We start from the raw sequence: 18,311 nt of genomic DNA on the forward strand, positions 1-18,311 counted from the left end.
TGCAAGGCGCGTCAAGACTTCGCCGTGCGTGCGCCCGTGTCCTGATTGGTCAGGAGACCGCGACGGGGCGGCTACGCATCCGGGCTATGGTCTCGCGCTCGGCGTGTTTGCAGATTTGCGGCGGCGACGCCGGCCCGGATATGCTTGCTGCATACAGCCTTTGCAGGGCATCGAATCGACGATCCCGGCGCGTCGGCATAGACGACGACCTTAGCCAACCCTTGCAGGCGCGCCATGACTTCCGGCTCGAAGATCATGTCGAGCGTGCGGGGTTCCGGGTCGGCAATCAGGATCAGCGGCTTGGCGTCAAGGACACGGGCACTTTCCTTCAGGGCATGCGGCAACAATCAGAGCGATAAACGGCAATCCGCCCAGTCGCCTGATGCGTTGGACTGGATTGCCGCCTCGATGAATTTCACGCCTTTTGCGCCGTCGATGACGTTCGGATAGGTGAGCAGCCCTTCCGGCAAGGTCCGGCCGGACCGGCGGGCATCGATGGCCACCGCTGCTTCAGTATAAAGATTGGCCCAGGCGTCGGTCAGCGCTTCGGGGGTGCCGCGCGGCATGCGGACAAAACGGACCGCGGGTTCCAGCATGCCCGCACCATAGCCGCGCCCGATGATCTGGGTTGGCGAGTCCAGTGAAGTGAAGCGAACGAAGTCGGGGTTTTCTTGGTCCCACTCCAGCCCGGCCAGAGTACCGAACACGCGCAAGCGCAAGCCGCACTGAGTTCCGGCCGCCGCCTGCGACACCATCAAGGTGCCGGGCACGTTGCCCTCGAAGCGCAGATGCATGAAAGCTGTGTCCTCCAGTGCCTTCGGCTTGCCGGAAACGTGGAACTGCGCCCGAACCTGATCGACATCGCGCCCGGTCGCGAAACAAGCCAGATGATAAGCATGCGTGCCGATGTCGCCGACCGTGAAAACCGGACCACCTTTTGTGGGATCGAGACGCCAGGGTGCGCCGTCTTCCTCGTCGGTAACGTTCAGCGCCCATTCCTGGAAATACTCGACATGGACCTGCCGAATATCGCCCAGCATTCCGGCGCCGATCATTTCGCGCGCTTGGCGAACCATGGCATGCGAAGCGTAGGCGTAGCTGACCGCGAACACCAGGCCGGTTTCCTTTTGCCGGCGCACCAGGTCAAGCGCATCGGCAAGGTTTGTGGTCAGCGGCTTGTCGGAAATGATGTCGATCCCTGCATCCAGGAACGTGGTGGCGACAGCGTGATGGAGGTGGTTCGGCGTGGCGATCACGACGGCATCGATGCCATCGGCGCGTGCTGACCCACGCGCGGCCATTTCGCGGAAATCCGTGTAGATGCGATCTGCCGGCAGCATCCATTGCTCGCCGGAACGCCTCGAACGTTCCGGATCGGACGACAATGCACCGGCGACCACCTCCCAGCGGTTGGAAAGGCGTGCTCCGTTGGCATGGATTTCGCCGATCAGCGCTCCCTGTCCGCCGCCGACAAAGCCCAGTCGAAGCCGCCGCGAAGGGCGGGGAAACTCCGGCTTCGGTGCATCTGCCGTCATCGTCCAATCCTTCGTTGCCGGTCTGGGGTCTTTGTCGCTCGAGGGAGGAAACTGGCTGGCTCCCAGAAAGAATTTGGGGCAGGCGGCGACGCATAAGTTCCTCCCGAACAGTTACGGTCCTACGACAGAAATCCACTATTAATTTCAGTTTTCCATTTTATGGAACGTATGTTCCATTTCGTGTATGGCGAGTCAACGCGCCAACGTCATGGGCGCATCCGGGACGGGCATCTGCATCGCGCCGCCCCAGACGGACTGGTCGTAGTTGATGATCGCGCCGGTCATCATGCCGGAATCGTCAGACGCCATGAAATTCACCGCGCGAGCGGCTTCCTCCGGATTGATCAGGCGGCCGAAGGGCAGGGCGGCGGCGGCCTTGGCTTCCCAATCCGCATCGCCCGAAGATTTTTCCTGCAGCGTCCGTTCGTTGTCGGAAGCCATCCAGCCGACATTGAGCTGGTTCACCCGGATGCGGTTCTTCATGACGGCGAAAGCGGTGTTTCGTGTCAGGGTCGTCAACGCGCCCTTGGAGGCGCAATAGGGGCTGATGAAGGGTTGTCCCGCATGCGCCGAGATGGATCCGATGTTGACGATCGAGTCCTCGATGCCGTCGCGAATCATCAAACGGATCGCCTCCTGCATCAGGAAGAACGGCGCCCGCACATTGACGGCGAAAAGCCTGTCGAAAAGATCCGGTGCGGTGTCGAGTATCGTGCCGCGATCGGTCAGCCCGGCGGCGTTTACCAGGACGTGGACCTTACCGAAAATCCGGTCCGTTTCGGCCAGCACGTTTCGGCAGTCGTCAACACTCTCCATATCGGCCCGCACAAAATGGACCGGAACATTGGTGGCCGCGGTTACGGCCTTGGCGACGGCGCGCCCTTTCGTTTCGTTACGTCCAAGCGTCACGATGCCCGCAGCGCCAGCCTTTGCCAAGCGCTGCGCGATCGCCGCGCCCAACCCTTGCGTCGAGCCTGTTACGACGCAAATCTTTTCATCCATGCGGTTCATTCTCAAGCCTCCACTCTGTACCCGGCTACGATCATTTCGAGCCGTGGGTCCTTCACCGAATCCCGCTCCGCCTCGACCACGAGCCAGCCTTCATAGCCATGACTGGCCGGCCGAATGCCCTTGCGGGCCTCGGCCTGCGCCTCGTGCGCTTCGCGTAACTCCTTGCGGGCGCTGACGGCGGGCCCGCCGACATCCCACCAAGTATCGCCCGGCGTCCAGGTGAAGGCGTCGGAAACGATGCGCCACCCTTGGCGTTCTGCAGGCGGTTGATGACTGCGTAGCCGCCATTGTCATAGACGATCAGGATCATCTTGTGGCCGGCGAGCACTGAGGGTCGGCCATGGCGGCTTGAGCAAGGGGTGCTTACGCCGCACATCGCCGGGTTGACGGAGGAAGGCGCAGAGCGAATGGCGATTCCAGCGTTCAAAACGTGTTTGATTTCTTTGACGGCCATATCGACCCGAAGCTTCTCGTTCACGCCGGCATTTCATCGGGCAGATAAGCCGGCCCTGCGTGTTGGCCTGATTGCGCATGCTTTCGGCTTCGCAGCGTTCAGACAGGATAACGCAGGATTTATCTTTCCGGCATGGTCAAGGTCGCAAACGTGCCGTATTCCTTGCCAAGATGAGGCGAGGTGGCATGTGGGTCGCCGAGCCAGCTTTTCAATGCCGGGAGTTCATATGACGTCCAGAACCCTTTTGCGCGCCCTTCGCAGCACGCATGCCGCTGTCGTGGCCGTGGCGCTGCTTGGCGCTGCGGCAACGCCCGCCTACACAGCCCCCGTTACCGGGCATGGGCCGGAATCCGTGGCGGACCTGGCTGAAGGCCTGCTCGGGGCGGTGGTCAACATCTCGACCTCGCAAACCGTCAAGGGAACGGAAGGCCCCGGCGCGGTGCCGATGCCGCAACTGCCGGAAGGCTCACCCTTCCAGGACTTTTTCGATGACTTCTTCAAGAATCGCGAAGGCGAAAAGGGCGGCGGTTCGCAGAAGGTCCAGTCGCTCGGCTCGGGTTTCGTCGTGGATGCCGACCAGGGCATCGTCGTCACCAACAATCACGTCATTGCCGATGCCGACGATATAGAGGTGAATTTCTCGGATGGCGTAACACTGAAGGCGACATTGGTCGGCACCGACACCAAGACCGACATCGCCGTGCTCAAGGTCGACCCGAAAGGCCACAAGTTGACGGCGGTAAAGTTCGGCGATTCCAACAAGATGCGGATCGGCGATTGGGTAATGGCGGTCGGCAACCCGTTCGGTCTTGGCGGATCGGTCACCCTGGGCATCGTATCGGCGCGTAACCGCGACATCAATTCCGGCCCCTATGACGATTTCATCCAGACCGATGCCGCGATCAATCGCGGCAATTCCGGTGGACCGCTGTTCAACATGGATGGCGAGGTTATCGGCATCAATACCGCGATCATCTCGCCGTCGGGCGGGTCGATCGGCATCGGGTTTTCGATCCCCTCGCAACTCGCCTCGGGCGTGGTCGGCCAGTTGCGCGAATTCGGCGAAACACGGCGCGGGTGGTTGGGCGTGCGTATCCAGCCGGTAACGGACGATATTGCCGAAAGCCTCGGCATGGCGACGGCCAAGGGCGCGCTGGTTGCCGGTATCATCAAGGGCGGGCCGGTCGACAACGGTTCGATTCAACCCGGCGACGTCATCGTCAAGTTCGACGACAAGGACGTTCACGAAATGCGCGACCTGCCGCGCGTCGTGGCCGAAAGCCCTGTCGGCAAGGCCGTCGACGTGGTGATTGTGCGCAAGGGCAAGGAACAGACCGTCAAGGTGACGCTCGGGCGGCTCGAGGATGGCGAGAAGGCGGTGACCGAAGAAGAGGGCACTGCCGGGGAGGATCAGGGGGAGGAAGACAGCGCACCGGTTGCGACCGCCTCGGTTCTCGGCATGACCGTAGGCGAACTGGACGACGACGCGCGGGCGAAGTTCGGCATTGCGGCGGACATTTCAGGCGTCGTGATTACCGAAGTTGCCAAGGATTCGGCAGCGGCCGAACGCGGCATTAAGCCCGGTGAGGTCATCACCGAAGTCGCGCAGGAATCGGTCGCGACACCCAAGGACGTGATGGACCGGATCGGTTCCCTTAAAGAGCAGGGACGCAAGAATGCGCTGCTGATGCTGGCATCGAAAACGGGAGAATTGCGCTTCGTGACGATCCGAATGGATTGAGGGAAACGCCAGAAGCGATTGCTTTATAATGAAGAAAGGGCGGCTACAGAGTCGCCCTTTTTGCTATCTCCCAATCGGCGCGCTTCAGCCTGTAAAAGAGGTGGTGCTTCAGGTGCGGGTGGCTGTCGGACACGCCGGGATGATCGAAGTCGCTTGACGGGTCGGCCTTCATGCCGATGCGTTCCATGACGGCCGTGGAACGGCGATTGGCTGCGACCGCAAAGGAAACGATCTCGTCAAGTCCAAGCGTGTCGAAGCCAAAGGCGAGCCAGGCCTGTGCTGCCTCCGTGACATAGCCGTGGCCCCAGAATTCCGGCGCGACCCGCCAGCCGATCTCGACCGTGCCTTCTGGCAGGAACGGCATGTGATCGGCATCCGTGATGCCGACGAAGCCGATGCATTCCCCGGTGGCGGCGATTTCAGCAGCCGTCCAGCCAATGCCATGCGTGTCGATTCGCTGCCGGAATTCGTCCATCTTGACGTCCGCCAGCGCTCGATCGCGACGGAACGGAAAGAATTCCATGACCTGTTCATCGGAATTGATGCGATGAAACAGCGTGCGGTCCCGCTCTTCCCAATTGCGCAGGATAAGCCGCTCGGTGTGGATCGGGGTCATGCTGAAAACTCAGCGCTTGTATAGCCTTGCAGATAGAGCAGGGCGGTCAGGTCGCCATGGTCGATGCGCACGCCCGCTTCCGCAGCCACGGAGGGCTTGGCATGCAGAGCGACGCCGCAGCCGGCGAGATGGATCATGTCGAGATCGTTGGCGCCGTCGCCCACCGCGATGGCATCGGCCGGCGTCAGTCCGAGGCGGGTGGAAATCTGGACAAGCGCATCGGCCTTGGCGGCGCGCCCGAGAATCGGTTCGGCTACCTCGCCCGTAAAGCGGTCGCCCTGCGCGATCAGGTGGTTGGCGCGGTGCTCGTCGAAGCCGAGCTTTTCCGCGATTTGCGTTGTGAAAACGTCGAAGCCGCCGGATACCAGCGCCGTCCAGGCGCCGCTTGCGCGCATGGTCGCAACCAGCGTCCGCCCGCCCGAGGCCAGCGTCAGCCGGTTGGCGACGATACGATCCACCACCGCCGCCTCAAGACCCTTCAGCAAGGCCACGCGCTCGCGCAGCGCCGGCTCGAAGGCGATCTCGCCATTCATGGAGCGAGCGGTGATGGCCGCGACATGGGTTTTCAGGCCGATCTCGTCGGCCAGCTCATCGATGCACTCCTGGTCGATCATGGTCGAATCCATATCGGCGATCAGGATTTTTTTGCGCCTGCCTTGCGTGTCCTGTACGGCAACGTCGATCGGGTGCGGGTCGAGCGCGGCTCGCAGGGTTTTCAGCATATCCGCATGGACGGCGCTGCCCGGCAAGGCGATATCGCAGGCAATTTCGTCGGCCAGCCAGAGAACGGTGCTTGCCCCGACCGCCTTTGCCGCCATATTCGCAATCGCCGGCGACAACGCGCGGGCGGCGGGGTGGGAAACAAGCGTGGCAACAAGCGACATGACAGGTTCCGGTGCGGGCGAGGGGCGGGTGAAAAACGCCATCCTGATAGCCGGGCCGACCGCCAGCGGCAAGTCGGCCTTTGCGCTCGACCTCGCCGAACGCCACGGGGGCGTTATCGTCAACACCGATTCCATGCAGGGTTATTCGATCCTGAACGTCCTGACGGCCCGGCCCGGTATGGCGGAACTGGCGCGCGTGCCGCATCACCTCTACGGGCACGTTCATCCGTCCGTCGCCTACTCGACCGGTGAGTGGATGCGCGATGTGACGAAACTGATCGACGACGGGGCGTTGTCGGCTGGTCCGACGATCTTCGTCGGCGGCACCGGGCTTTATTTTCGCGCGCTGATCGACGGTATTTCCGAAATGCCCGACATCCCGACCCCGATTCGCGACCGCTGGCGCACCGAGTTGCATGAACAGGGGGCGGCGCGGCTGCATCAAATTCTCATGAAGGAGGACGCTGGCGCGGCGATGGCGCTGAAGGCCAGCGACGGCCAGCGCATCGTGCGGGCGCTGGAAGTGCTGCAGGCGTCCGGCCGGTCCATCCTCGACTGGCAGGCATTGCGCGGAACGCCTCTTGTCGACAGGAACAGCGCCCGGCTTTTCGTAATCGAGCCGGACCGGTCCGAACTGGTTGCGCGCATCGACGCGCGTTTCGACGCCATGATCGGATCAGGTGCTCTGGACGAAGTGGCGGAACTTCTCGCGCTTGATCTCGACCCGGCGCTGCCGGCGATGAAAGCCATCGGCGTACGGGAATTGCAGGCGGCGATGTCCGGAGAGATGACATTTCCTGACGCAATCGAGCGCGCAAAGATTGCAACGCGGCAATATGCCAAACGGCAAACGACGTGGTTCAGGCATCAGTTGGACGCCACCTGGACGAGATTAAGCGGCGGCAAGCGCCTGGATATCTAAATTTTTCGAGTATCGCCAAAAGCGAAGGGCGCAACAAAATACACGTTTTTGTTGTGGAGATTAACGCTCTGTAAGCCGGTGGGTGGCATAACCCACTTCACCGATCTGGCCGGAGAAAATATGCGCTTCCACAAGGCGGAATCAGCCTTTTTCGTCTTTATTGCTGTGATCCTCGCTGCAGGCCTGGTGATGGCGCACGCCTATGATTTTGTGCAAGCCAACGCCACCGACTTCTGGCGCCCTTCCGCGATCGATAGCCTAGCCTATCTGAACACGCTGCTTTTCCTGACCGGCGTGCTTCTGGCGACGGCCTTGTTCTTCGGCGTTTTCTTCATCTACCCGCTCATCCGCGGTCAGGTGAAGGAAGAAGACAAATTGCGCGCCATGACCGTTTCACTCAGCGCCCGCTCCGAGACACTGGCGCATGCGGCGCTGACCGACGGTCTTACCGGGATGCAGAACCGCCGCTATTTTGACGACGCATTACGCGAATATCTCGTGGAGTTCCGGCGCGTCGAGCGGCCGATAAGCTTGATGATCCTCGATCTCGACCACTTCAAGCAGGTCAACGATACGCATGGCCACGACATTGGCGACGAGGTGCTGAAAGCCGTCGCTAACTGCCTGAAGGACTTGACCCGGCACCACGACGTGGTTGCCCGTCTGGGTGGTGAAGAGTTCGCGGTCGTCACGCCGAACATGGATGCCGAGCTTCTGGCGACGTTCGCCGAGCGTATCCGCAAGGCAATTGCGAACCTCTCGATCATGTCGGGAAACGTGCGGCTACGGGTTACCACCAGCGTCGGCCTGGCTGTCTGGGACAGGAAGGAAACCGCCGAGGAATTTTACCGCCGCGCCGACCGCCAATTGTACGAGGCAAAGCGAACGGGCCGCAACCGGATCTGCGCCTGAGGTCGAAGGCAAGCCGCACTGCCGCTGGTGTTTCCGCCCGGCTTCCGGTCCGGTGGCAATCAGTCGTTTTGCGGCCGCATCCCGAAAGTGGCCGGTTTCAGGCCGTAGCGAAGATCAAGATCGTCACTCGCCTGGATACGCAGTGCAGCGGGCTTCCTGTAGTCTGGATCGCCGGCTTGCCGCGCTGTATCCACTGGCTGAACCAGGCTCATGGCGGGCTGAGGTTTCGTCACATTGCGCAGCCGGTCGACGATTGCCGCAAGGTCGACATCGCCGTTGTCTCCGTCGGCATCCGTAACGGTCTGTTTGGCCGCGCCTGGCAACAGAGCCTGATCCAGTTTGGCGAACTTCATCCGCATCGTGGTGGCAACCCCTTCGCCGAAGGCGATGGCTTCGCGTTGACCCATCGAGGACAGGAACGACAATGTCGAGGCCGAGGAGTCGGCGATGGCCGACCGGATGATCGCCTGATCCTTCTCGTTGGCCAGGCGCATGGCAAAGAAGGTCGAGCACTGCGACAGGATCGTCGGATCGAGTTCTCCGGGCCGCTGCGTGACGACGCCGAGGTAGCAGCCATATTTTCGGCCTTCCTTGGCGATGCGGGACAAAGCGTGCCGCGTCGGAGCGAAGCCGAGGCGGGGATCGGACGGCATGTAGCGGTGGGCTTCTTCGCACATCAAAAGCAGTTTCAACCGCCCCTCGCTCCATAGCGCGAGGTCGAAGGCAAGGCGCGCAAGCACGGAGCAGACGGAATTGACCACCTCGGCCGGCATGCCGGCCATTTCAAAACACGTTACCGGGCGTCCCTGGTGCGGAACGCGGAAGATATGGCCGATCGTTTCGTGGATGGAATCCTCGACCATGCGGGAATTGAACATGAAACGGTAGCGCGGGTCAGCGGCGGCGGAATCGATGTGCGCCCTCAGCGATTTGAGGATCGGCCGGTCGTTCTTGCTGTCCAGCATGCCGACGCGCTCATCGATCTGCCGGATGAGGTCGGCGATGCGATAGGGCACCGGCGTATCGGCCGTCATCGTCTCCGAACCCCGCCGAACATAGCTGCCGGAATTGCCCGTGCGATAGATGTTCTTGGCAACGGGAATAAGCTCGCGAAGCAGGTCGACCTCTTCTTGTATCGTCTCGCGGCCGCGAAACAGCACTTCGGCAAATTCTTCCAGCCTGAACATCCAGAAGGGCAGGTCGAGCGTCGTCGAATCGATCCTGACACAATATTCGGGAAGAGACGCCGCGAACTCGTTATGCGGGTCGAGGATCAGCACGCGGAGATCAGGGCATGCGGCGATCGATTTGCGCAAAAGCAGCGCAACCGCGGTGGATTTTCCGACGCCAGTTGTGCCGACCACGGCGAAATGGCGGGCCAGCGTGTCGTCGATGGCAATTTTGGCGTCGATAGCCTCGTCCTGGGACAGCGAGCCGATGGTGATCGCATGGCGTCCAGCCAGGTCGTAAACGGCCTGCAGGTCGCGGCTGCGAATGCGATGGGCCAGCGCGCCGATATGCGGATATTCGGTAATGCCGCGATCGAAGAACGGCTTTGCGTTCGGCTCGGAACCATCGCGAACCTCGCCGACAAGCTCCACGCTGACTTCGATGGCGTTTTGGGCCTCGTTGTCCCATGCGCGGTCGGCCTTGTCGATGGAATAGACCAGGCCCACTGTGCGAATGGCGCCGAGATTGATCGAAATCATCTTGCCGACGGTCCAGCGGCCGGTGTCCAGGTCGCCGCTTTCGTCGGCAAAGGCCGATATCACGGCTCGCGCACCGTCGCATTGCACCACATTGCCGAGAATGCGGCGGTCGGCCTGTGCGGCCGCACGACGCTCTTGCGAGGTCGCTTCTCCGGCGGAAGCTTCGCGTTCAACGAACATATATACTTATCCAGTACCCCAGAAGACCCGAACCTACAGGACGCGCGTTAAAGCGAAGTGTTGCCGGATGGTTTCGTGCTCCTTAACGCGCGTTCGAGTATTTGATGCATGCTTGCCGCCGGCAGCTATGCGGCAGGGGGGCTCAGTCTAGCGCTGGCACGAGCCGGCGGCGAGCCAAGCAACAATCTGTTTTCACCCCATTGACGGGGGCACGTTTTCGCCCTTATTGTCCGCGCCCATGAACAAGAAGATCATTCTCGTAGTAGGAAGGCGTGTGGGCAAGGCGGTGTAACCGCCGGGCGAAATCCTCCCATGCGCAAGACACAGGCTCCCTCGGGGGCCTTTTTTATTGCCGAAAACCAGACTAAACCGCTGGAAAAGCGAAAAGAAAACGGAAGCCAGACCGATGAGCAACGGACAAAACGAGCGGCGCGAAATGACGGGCGCCGAAATGGTGGTGCAGGCGCTGATAGACAACGGCGTCAAGCATGTTTTCGGCTATCCGGGCGGTGCTGTCCTTCCGATCTATGACGAGCTTTTCCAGCAGGACCAACTCGAACATATCCTGGTGCGCCACGAACAGGGGGCCGGGCACGCTGCCGAGGGCTATGCGCGCTCGACCGGCAAGGCGGGCGTCATGCTGGTCACTTCCGGTCCGGGCGCCACCAATGCGGTGACGCCGCTGCAGGATGCGCTGATGGATTCCATCCCGCTGGTCTGCCTGACCGGGCAGGTGCCGACCTCGCTGATCGGCTCGGACGGTTTTCAGGAATGCGACACGGTCGGTATCACCCGGCCCTGCACCAAGCACAACTGGCTGGTGAAGGACGTCAACGATCTGGCCAAGACGATCCACGAAGCGTTCCACGTCGCAACGACCGGGCGTCCCGGCCCCGTGGTGGTCGACATCCCCAAGGACGTGCAGTTCGCGCGCGGCATCTACGTGTCGCCACAGACAGCACCCCGCACCAGCTATCAGCCGCAGGTCCAGGGCGACCTGGAGAAGATCAAGGCGGCTGTCGCCTTGATGGCGGGCGCGAAAAAGCCCGTTCTCTACACGGGCGGCGGCGTCATCAACGCCGGCCCGGAGGCCAGCCATCTGTTGCGCGAACTGGTCGAACTGACCGGCTTTCCGATCACCTCCACGCTGATGGGCCTCGGTGCCTATCCGGCGTCGGGAAAGAACTGGCTCGGCATGCTGGGCATGCACGGCACCTATGAAGCCAATCTGGCCATGCACGATTGCGACGTGATGGTGTGTATCGGCGCGCGCTTCGACGACCGCATCACCGGACGGCTGAATGCCTTTTCTCCGAATTCGAAGAAGATCCACATCGACGTAGACGCTTCGTCCATCAACAAGAACGTGCGCGCCGACATCGGCATCATCGGCGACGCCGGTCGCGTGCTGGAAGATATGGTGCGGCTGTGGCGCGCGACCGTGAAGCCCGACAAGAAGGCGCTGTACCCGTGGTGGGAGCAGATCTCCCGCTGGCGCGCGCGCGATTCGCTCGCCTACAAGCCGAACCCGGACGTCATCATGCCGCAATATGCCATCGAGCGGCTTTATGAACTGACCAAGGACATGGACACCTACATCACCACCGAGGTCGGCCAGCACCAGATGTGGGCGGCGCAGCACTATCATTTCGACAAGCCGAACCGCTGGATGACCTCGGGCGGGCTGGGAACGATGGGCTACGGCCTGCCGGCGGCACTTGGCGCGCAGATCGCGCATCCCGATGCGCTGGTCATCGATATCGCCGGCGACGCTTCCGTGCAGATGACGATGCAGGAAATGTCGGCGGCGGTGCAGCACAATGCGCCGATCAAGATCTTCATCCTGAACAACCAGTATATGGGCATGGTGCGCCAGTGGCAGCAATTGCTGCACGGCAACCGGCTGTCGCATTCCTACACCGAGGCGATGCCCGATTTCGTCAAGCTTGCCGAAGCCTATGGCGGTCACGGAATTCGCTGCGACAAGCCCGACGAACTGGACGATGCCATCCGGGAAATGATCTCGGTGAAGAAGCCGGTGCTGTTCGACTGCCGCGTGGCGGCGCTCGCCAATTGCTTCCCGATGATCCCATCCGGCAAAGCGCATAACGAGATGCTGTTGCCCGACGAGGCCACGGACGAAGCCGTGGCCAACGCCATCGACGCCAAGGGCAGGGAACTGGTTTAGTCGATTTCCGATTGTTTCCTGTCGCGATAATCGTGCGGAAACAAAGTGGTAGCTCAAGTTTTTAAGATCGAGATCGCAACATGAACGCACAGCTTCAACCGACCGGATCGGCCTATTTCATCGCCAAGGAAACCGAAAAGCCGGAAAAACACACGCTTTCCGTGCTGGTCGATAACGAGCCGGGCGTGCTCGCGCGGGTCATCGGCCTGTTTTCCGGCCGCGGCTACAATATCGAAAGCCTGACGGTTTCCGAGACCGAGCACGAGACGCATCTGTCGCGCATCACAATCGTGACCAGCGGGACGCCGCATGTGCTGGAGCAGATCAAGCACCAGCTGGAGCGCATCGTGCCGGTGCATCGCGTCGTTGACCTGACCGTGCGCTCGCAGGAGTTGGGGCAGGAACGGCCGCTCGAGCGCGAGCTTGCGCTGGTGAAGGTGGCCGGCACAGGCGTCAACCGCGTCGAGGCGCTTCGTCTTGCCGACGCCTTCCGCGCCCATGTGACGGACGCCAATACCGAGCATTTCATTTTCCAGCTTACGGGCAAAAGCTCGAAGATCGACCAGTTCATCGCCATCATGCGGCCGCTCGGCCTGGTCGAGATCTGCCGGACCGGCGTGGCGGCGATGAATCGCGGCGCACAAGGCATGTAGCCAAAACTCCCGGCCTTTGCGCCGGGAAGACGCCATCTATCGAACCTTGGATAAGCCAGATGTCCTACGACATGCTGTTCGCATTGCTCGTCTATGCCTTCGTGACGTCGATCACGCCCGGACCCAACAACCTCATGTTGCTGGCTTCGGGCGTTAATTTCGGGTTCGCCCGCTCTATTCCCCATATGTTGGGGATCGGCATCGGCTTCGTCGTGCTTCTGCTGGCGGTCGGCCTGGGCCTGGGCGCTGTACTGACGGCTTTTCCGGCGTTGCATACCGCGCTGAAAATCGCCGGTGCCGCCTATCTGCTCTATCTGGCGTGGAAGATCGCCATGGCGCGATCCATGGACAGCAAGGCTGGGAACGATGCCCGCCCGCTGACCTTTCTCGACGCCGCCGCGTTCCAGTGGGTGAACCCCAAGGCCTGGGTGATGGCGATCACCGCAATGGCTGTCTACACGGTTCCCGAACGCCCGTTTTTATCGGTGCTGCTGGTGGCCGGCGCGTTCGGCGCGGTGAATCTGCCCAGCGTCTCGGTCTGGGCTGGTTTTGGCACGGCCTTGCGCGGCTTTCTGGCCGACCCGGTGCGGTTGAAATGGTTCAACATCGCCATGGGCCTGCTGCTCGCCGCGACGCTGTGGCCGATGCTGCGTTGAGACTGGCTACTTGCGTGGACGATGCGCCCGCTTTGGCTTTTTGTCTGGGCGCATCACAACCCGGTGGCCTCACGCTCTGATCGCTAAATGTCGATTGGCCCTGGCTTCCCGAAGCAAACAAGGAGTTCCAGACGACGACCGTAGCAGTTCTCATCGGCAGCCTGCGCAAGGAATCTGCGCCAGTCGCTGGCCTTCCTCAACATGCCGGTGCTTGCCCAACCGGAAGCCTATATCGGCAATTCCGCCAGCCTGTTTGCCGAAACCGGCGGGTTGACCAACGACTCGACGAAGGAGTATCTGGTTGCGTTCGGCAAGGCGTTCGAACACTTCATCCGCCACAACGCCAGAAAATAGGCCGGTGCGACTGTTTGCCGGCAGCAGGCGGCGACGGAGGGATGCAAACGCCTTGCCCTACGCCGACGAATCCTGTCTCTCAAGGACATGGAATTTTCACCCCAACAAGATGAGGCCCTGAAGGCCGTCGCGCGCTGGCTCAAGGCGAGCCGCCCGCAGGTGTTCCGGCTGTTCGGTTATGCGGGCACCGGCAAGACGACGCTTGCGCGCTATTTCGCCGAGCATGTCGACGGGCAGGTGCAGTTCGCCGCCTTCACCGGCAAGGCAGCCCAAGTGCTGCGCTCCAAGGGGGCGACCAATGCCCGCACCATTCATTCGCTGATCTATCGGCCCAAGGGCGAGGAATCGGTGGAAGACGAGGTGACGGGCAAGACCTCGATGTCGCCAACTTTTTCGCTCAACCGGCAAAGCCCGATTTCGAAAGCGGCGCTGGTCATCATCGACGAATGCTCGATGGTGGACGAACAACTCGGGCGCGATCTGCAAAGTTTCGGCACGCCGATCCTCGTGCTGGGCGATCCCGGCCAGTTGCCCCCGATTTCCGGCGGTGGGTTCTTCACTGAGCACGAGCCGGATTTTTTGCTCACCGAAATCCATCGGCAGGCACGTGACAATCCCATCATCCGGCTGGCGCTGGACGTGCGGGAGGGGCGCGAGTTCCCGCGTGGCGACTATGGCACCGCGCAGGTGATCGGCAAGGAAGAGGTAACGCAGGAACTGGTGCTGAAGGCCGATCAGGTTCTGGTAGGCACCAACCGCACCCGCCGGCGCTACAACCAGCGCCTGCGCGAGTTGAAGGGCTTTTCCGCCGACTACCCGCAGGCCGGCGACAAGTTGGTCTGCCTGCGCAACGATCCCGCCAAGGGACTGCTCAACGGCTCGCTGTGGAAGGTGATGACCTCGTCGCGGGAAACCGTCAAACCCGGCATCAACCTTCTGGTTTCGCCGGAGGAGGACGATCCCGATCGCGGCGTCGCCAAGATCAAGCTCCTGAAAGCCGTGTTTGAAGATCCGGACGCCGACATTCCCTGGCAGCAGAAGAAGCGGTTCGACGATTTCGATTATGGCTACGCGCTGACGGTGCACAAGGCGCAGGGCTCGCAGTGGAACGAGATCGTACTGTTCGACGAAAGCTATGCCTTTAAGGAAACCCGCCAGCGCTGGCTCTACACGGCGATCACGCGGGCGGCAGAGCGGCTGACCATCGTGCGGTAGTCATGCCGGGAGCGGCTTGGCGCCGAGCCATGCCCATGCGTCGGGCTCGTCTTCCGTGTCGAAATGACGAAGGTCGGTCGGCAGCGTCGTGAACAGGCCTTGCACCTGGCCGGTCCAGTTCGGCTCACCGACCGTTGCACATCGCTGGACGTGCTCGATGGCATTGGCCTTTCCACGTTCGAGTGTCTGTCTGGACAGTTCCGCCCAATCGACGCCGTCATGCTCGATGAGGCGCACCAGCACATCGATTTTTGGATGAAGCGCATAGGCGGCCTCCAGCAGCCCGAACAGGTTTTCCGCATCGGCGGCCGAAACATGGCCGACGATATCGACTGCGAGCAGATCGTCTCGGTCGGTGTCGATACGTCGGATAGCGGGCACGGACTCAAGAGAATTCATGATTTTTCCTCGTCCGGGATTGTCATTCCTGGTTGTGGAACACCGAAATACCCCTGCGTGTTCCCTTCAAAGGCTCTATAGGTGGCGCGCCAAGCGATTTCAGAGGCCGATCATGCCCACAAAACTATCCGTCAATCTTAATGCCGTCGCCATGCTGCGCAATCGGCGCAACCTGCCATGGCCGAGCGTTACGTGGCTGGGACGCATCGCCCTTGCGGCCGGCGCACACGGTCTGACGGTTCATCCGCGCCCGGACGAGCGCCATACACGCCTCAGCGACCTCCCGGAAATCCGCGCCCTGATCGATGACGAGTTCCCCGGCGCCGAATTCAATATCGAGGGGTATCCGACGGAGAAATTCCTGGCGCTTGTGGAAAAGAACCAGCCGGAGCAGGTGACGCTGGTGCCCGACGACCCGGCCCAGGCGACGTCCGACCATGGCTGGAATTTTGCGGAAAAGGCCGAATACCTCGCCCCGATCGTCCGCCGGTTGAAAAAGGGCGGCTTTCGCGTTTCCTTGTTTTGCGATCCCAATCCCGGTGATGTGGGGCAGGCAAAGGCAACCGGATGCGACCGGATCGAACTTTATACGGGGCCTTATGGCAGCTTCCATTCGAATCCAGGTAAAGCGGCCAACGAATTGGAAAGGCTGGGGAAAACTGCTGATGCGGCACTGGCCGCAGGGCTTCAGGTCAACGCCGGGCACGACCTCGTCGTTAGCAATCTGGCTCCCTTGATAAAGCGCATTCCCGGGCTGGCTGAAGTCTCCATTGGCCATGGGCTGACAGCGGATGCGCTTGAGTACGGCATGGCGGGGACAGTCGGCCGGTTTCTCAAGGCTTGTGGGTGGTGACAAGTCCCCTACATCGGCCTTACGCGGAGAGGCAACTTGCATTGGTCCTTGATATTGCGATGCAGCAAGGCTAGAGCACCCAGCGCTTAACGGAGAACCGTCCATGGCCCTTGCCGACAATGGTGGTGAGGCAGAGTCCATTGATCAGCTAGGTCAGCCCGAGACAGAACAACACGGCACCAAGGTGCTGATGCTCGGTGCGCTTGGCGTGGTCTATGGCGACATCGGCACGAGCCCGATCTATGCGTTCCGTGAAGCGCTCGTTGCGGCGACGGGACCCGGCGGTGTCGAGCGGGGTCAAATTCTTGGCGTTCTGTCGTTGATCATCTGGTCGCTGACCATCATCGTCACGATCAAATACATCATGTTCGTCTTGCGGGCCAACAACCGCGGCGAGGGCGGCGTGCTGTCGCTGATGGCGCTTGTGCGCAACGCCCTGCAGAAGCGGCCGGCCATCGTTTTGGGCATAGGCATGGTCGGCGCATCGCTTTTTTACGGCGATGCGGTGATTACGCCAGCGATTTCCGTGCTTTCGGCGGTGGAAGGCATCAATGTCATCACGCCGACGTTTGAGCCTTATGTCGTCCCGATGACGCTCGTCATTCTCGCCATCCTGTTTTCGGTGCAGCGCTTCGGCACCGGAAGCGTGGCGATGATATTCGGGCCGATCATGGCCCTCTGGTTCCTGGCGATCGGCTATTCGGGAATTATCCATATCGTCGACGATCCGGAGATATTGCTGGCGATCAATCCGATCTACATCGTCGGGTTCCTGCAGAATTCACCGGAAGTCGCTTTCATAACGATTGGCGCCATCTTCCTGGCGGTCACGGGTGCCGAAGCGCTTTATGCCGATCTTGGTCATTTCGGCCGCAAGCCCATCGTGCTTGCTTGGCTTTCCATCGTTTTCCCGTGCCTGCTGCTCAATTATGCCGGACAGGGCGCTTATGTGCTGGCCAAAGGCGGGCAGGTCGGCCATCCGTTTTTCGAGATGAACGAAGGCTGGATGCTGATCCCGATGGTGGCATTGGCGACAGCGGCGACCGTGATCGCCAGCCAGGCGGTTATTTCGGGTGCGTTCTCGCTGACCCGGCAGGCCGTGCAGTTGAACATCCTGCCTCGCCTCGAGATCCAGCACACGTCGGAGAAGCAATCGGGGCAAATCTACATGCCGCGCGTCAACCTGATCCTGGCGCTGGTGGTCATGCTGCTGGTGGTGGGCTTCGAGGAGTCCAGCGCGCTGGCTTCCGCCTACGGCATATCCGTGACGGGCAACATGCTGGTGACCACCGTGCTGCTGTATTTTGTGATGACGCGTATCTGGAACTGGCCGCAGTGGCGCGCGGTAGCCTTGACCGCCGTGTTCGGCTTCATCGACATCGGCTTCTTCTTTTCCAACATCGTCAAGGTTTTCGAAGGCGGTTGGGCCTCGCTCGTCGTCGCGTTTACCGTGGTTTTGACGATGTGGACCTGGGTGCGGGGCAGCCGCTATCTGTTCGACAAGACCCGGAAGAACGAAGTCCCGCTGGATTTCCTGGCGGCCAACCTCGTGAAGAAAAAGCCGCATCTGGTGCCCGGTACGGCGATCTTCCTGACCAGCGACCCGTTCAGCGCGCCGACCGCGCTGATGCACAGCCTCAAACACTACAAGGTGCTGCATGAGCAGAACGTGATCCTGTCGGTGGTGACGGCGCCCCAGCCGATAGCCTCCCGCGAGGAGCGGGTGAAGATCGAAGCCGTCAACGACCTTTTCATGCGGGTGACGCTGACCTTCGGCTACATGGAGCAGCCGAACATCCCGCGCGCGCTCGCCACCTGTCGAAAGCAGGGGTGGAAGTTTGACATCATGACGACTTCCTTCTTCCTGTCGCGGCGCTCGCTCAAGGCATCGCCCAATTCGGGCATGCCGATGTGGCAGGACCGGTTGTTCATTGGCCTGGCCCGCACCGCGGCGGATGCCACGGAGTACTTCCAGATTCCTACCGGGCGCGTCGTCGAGATCGGTACGCAGGTGGCGATCTAGCTGCGA

17 protein-coding genes are annotated in these 18,311 nt (G+C 61.4%); 10 read left to right on the plus strand and 7 right to left on the minus strand.

Going from position 1 to position 18,311, the window contains the following annotated elements; genetic code table 11:
* Positions 1-71: 71 nt before the first annotated feature.
* The 3 genes from ACX3P0_RS02835 to ACX3P0_RS02845 form a co-directional block, all read right to left on the minus strand.
* The gene (locus tag ACX3P0_RS02835; protein WP_459078381.1) at positions 72-344 is read right to left on the minus strand and encodes a hypothetical protein; all 273 of its coding nucleotides are present in this window, start codon (positions 342-344) and stop codon (positions 72-74) included.
* Positions 345-347: 3 nt separating this feature from the next.
* Positions 348-1,535, minus strand: coding sequence for a Gfo/Idh/MocA family protein (locus ACX3P0_RS02840; protein ID WP_459086417.1), 1,188 nt, complete (start codon positions 1,533-1,535; stop codon positions 348-350).
* A gap of 192 nt (positions 1,536-1,727) precedes the next feature.
* Positions 1,728-2,546 (minus strand): SDR family oxidoreductase, encoded by an 819-nt coding sequence (locus tag ACX3P0_RS02845; RefSeq protein ID WP_459086418.1) that lies wholly within the window; start codon positions 2,544-2,546, stop codon positions 1,728-1,730.
* 680 nt (positions 2,547-3,226) lie between these two features.
* Between ACX3P0_RS02845 and ACX3P0_RS02850 the strand changes: the two genes are divergently transcribed.
* A complete protein-coding gene (locus tag ACX3P0_RS02850) occupies positions 3,227-4,741 on the plus strand; it encodes a DegQ family serine endoprotease (protein WP_459086419.1) in 1,515 nt (504 codons plus the stop codon).
* 43 nt (positions 4,742-4,784) lie between these two features.
* Here the strand turns inward: ACX3P0_RS02850 and ACX3P0_RS02855 are convergent, their stop codons facing one another.
* The gene (locus ACX3P0_RS02855; RefSeq protein ID WP_459086420.1) at positions 4,785-5,357 is read right to left on the minus strand and encodes a GNAT family N-acetyltransferase; all 573 of its coding nucleotides are present in this window, start codon (positions 5,355-5,357) and stop codon (positions 4,785-4,787) included.
* Positions 5,354-6,241, minus strand: a complete 888-nt coding sequence (serB, locus tag ACX3P0_RS02860) for a phosphoserine phosphatase SerB (protein ID WP_459086422.1) — start codon at positions 6,239-6,241, stop codon at positions 5,354-5,356. The genes ACX3P0_RS02855 and serB overlap by 4 nt, the downstream gene beginning before the upstream one ends.
* Between serB and miaA the strand changes: the two genes are divergently transcribed.
* Positions 6,240-7,163 carry a tRNA (adenosine(37)-N6)-dimethylallyltransferase MiaA gene (gene miaA / locus ACX3P0_RS02865; RefSeq protein ID WP_459086851.1) on the plus strand — a complete coding sequence of 308 codons (924 nt, stop codon included), beginning with the start codon at positions 6,240-6,242 and terminating at the stop codon, positions 7,161-7,163. The two genes, serB and miaA, sit on opposite strands and share 2 nt — an antisense overlap.
* Before the next feature lie 120 nt (positions 7,164-7,283).
* The gene (locus ACX3P0_RS02870; RefSeq protein WP_459086423.1) at positions 7,284-8,075 is read left to right on the plus strand and encodes a GGDEF domain-containing protein; all 792 of its coding nucleotides are present in this window, start codon (positions 7,284-7,286) and stop codon (positions 8,073-8,075) included.
* A gap of 59 nt (positions 8,076-8,134) precedes the next feature.
* Here ACX3P0_RS02870 and ACX3P0_RS02875 read toward each other — a convergent pair whose 3' ends face one another.
* On the minus strand, positions 8,135-9,964 hold the full coding sequence (locus ACX3P0_RS02875) for an ATP-binding protein (RefSeq protein ID WP_459086425.1): 1,830 nt from the start codon (positions 9,962-9,964) through the stop codon (positions 8,135-8,137).
* A gap of 406 nt (positions 9,965-10,370) precedes the next feature.
* Here ACX3P0_RS02875 and ACX3P0_RS02880 point away from each other — a divergent pair, with 406 nt between their 5' ends.
* The 5 genes from ACX3P0_RS02880 to ACX3P0_RS02900 all read left to right on the plus strand — a co-directional run bounded on the left by ACX3P0_RS02880 (position 10,371) and on the right by ACX3P0_RS02900 (position 15,030).
* Positions 10,371-12,152 carry an acetolactate synthase 3 large subunit gene (locus ACX3P0_RS02880; protein WP_459086427.1) on the plus strand — a complete coding sequence of 594 codons (1,782 nt, stop codon included), beginning with the start codon at positions 10,371-10,373 and terminating at the stop codon, positions 12,150-12,152.
* Between the two features lie 80 nt (positions 12,153-12,232).
* The gene (gene ilvN, locus ACX3P0_RS02885; protein ID WP_459078371.1) at positions 12,233-12,805 is read left to right on the plus strand and encodes an acetolactate synthase small subunit; all 573 of its coding nucleotides are present in this window, start codon (positions 12,233-12,235) and stop codon (positions 12,803-12,805) included.
* A 59-nt stretch (positions 12,806-12,864) separates the two neighbouring features.
* The gene (locus tag ACX3P0_RS02890) at positions 12,865-13,461 is read left to right on the plus strand and encodes a LysE family translocator (RefSeq protein WP_459086429.1); all 597 of its coding nucleotides are present in this window, start codon (positions 12,865-12,867) and stop codon (positions 13,459-13,461) included.
* A gap of 201 nt (positions 13,462-13,662) precedes the next feature.
* Positions 13,663-13,815 carry a hypothetical protein gene (locus tag ACX3P0_RS02895; RefSeq protein WP_459078369.1) on the plus strand — a complete coding sequence of 51 codons (153 nt, stop codon included), beginning with the start codon at positions 13,663-13,665 and terminating at the stop codon, positions 13,813-13,815.
* 87 nt (positions 13,816-13,902) lie between these two features.
* Positions 13,903-15,030, plus strand: coding sequence for an ATP-dependent DNA helicase (locus tag ACX3P0_RS02900; RefSeq protein ID WP_459078368.1), 1,128 nt, complete (start codon positions 13,903-13,905; stop codon positions 15,028-15,030).
* Here ACX3P0_RS02900 and ACX3P0_RS02905 read toward each other — a convergent pair whose 3' ends face one another.
* On the minus strand, positions 15,031-15,429 hold the full coding sequence (locus ACX3P0_RS02905; protein WP_459078367.1) for a SpoIIAA family protein: 399 nt from the start codon (positions 15,427-15,429) through the stop codon (positions 15,031-15,033).
* Positions 15,430-15,541: 112 nt separating this feature from the next.
* Between ACX3P0_RS02905 and ACX3P0_RS02910 the strand changes: the two genes are divergently transcribed.
* Positions 15,542-16,282: a pyridoxine 5'-phosphate synthase gene (locus tag ACX3P0_RS02910; RefSeq protein ID WP_459086431.1), complete on the plus strand. Its 741-nt coding sequence runs from the start codon at positions 15,542-15,544 to the stop codon at positions 16,280-16,282.
* A gap of 103 nt (positions 16,283-16,385) precedes the next feature.
* A complete protein-coding gene (locus ACX3P0_RS02915; RefSeq protein ID WP_459078365.1) occupies positions 16,386-18,305 on the plus strand; it encodes a potassium transporter Kup in 1,920 nt (639 codons plus the stop codon).
* Positions 18,306-18,311 lie beyond the last annotated feature (6 nt).

The organism is Mesorhizobium sp. A556 (assembly GCF_054489545.1).